At 64.9% G+C, this 641-nt stretch carries 1 protein-coding gene; it reads left to right on the top strand.

Annotated elements, in window-relative coordinates:
• A partial coding sequence (istB, locus tag QN347_RS19360) for an IS21-like element helper ATPase IstB (protein WP_323494341.1) occupies nt 1-606 on the top strand: 606 nt, incomplete at its 5' end.
• Nucleotides 607-641 lie beyond the last annotated feature (35 nt).

The raw sequence follows: 641 nt of genomic DNA, 5'->3' as shown, positions 1-641 counted from the left end.
TTCGACACGTTCGAGTTTACCGCCATCCCGAGCCTCAACAAGATGCTCGTCCTGGAGCTTGCCCGCTGTGAGTATGTCCTGCGGCGCGAGAACATCATCGCGCTGGGCAACAGCGGCACGGGCAAGACGCATGTCGCGCTCGCCCTCGGCTTGGCCGCCTGCCAGAAGGGCTTTACCGTGACGTTCACGACCGCAGCCGCGCTGGTCAGCCAGCTGCTGGAAGCGCGCGACGAACGCCGCCTGCTGAAGATGCAGCGCGACCTTGCAGCGGTGAAGCTGCTGATCATCGACGAGCTTGGCTATGTGCCGCTGTCGCCCACTGGCGCCGAGCTGCTGTTCGAGGTGTTCTCCCAAAGGTACGAGCGTGGCTCCACGATCGTCACCTCCAACCTGCCGTTCGAGGACTGGACCCAGGTGCTGGGCAGCGAGCGGCTCACCGGTGCGCTGCTCGACCGGCTCACCCACCACGTCAGCATCCTGACGATGAACGGCGACAGCTACCGGCTGAAGCAGTCCGCCGGGCGTCGACGCTCCGCCGCCAGGGCGGAGCAAAACCAGGCCACCGAGATCATCGACCCCGAAACCGGCGAGATCACCACCGCCTGATCAACGACGACAACGATATGAAGAGGGCCCCGATC

Origin of the sequence: Sphingomonas sp. 10B4 (assembly GCF_035019905.1) — a bacterium.
In the GTDB taxonomy this organism is placed as follows: domain Bacteria; phylum Pseudomonadota; class Alphaproteobacteria; order Sphingomonadales; family Sphingomonadaceae; genus Sphingomonas; species Sphingomonas glacialis.
This window is presented reverse-complemented; position numbering and strand designations above follow the sequence as displayed.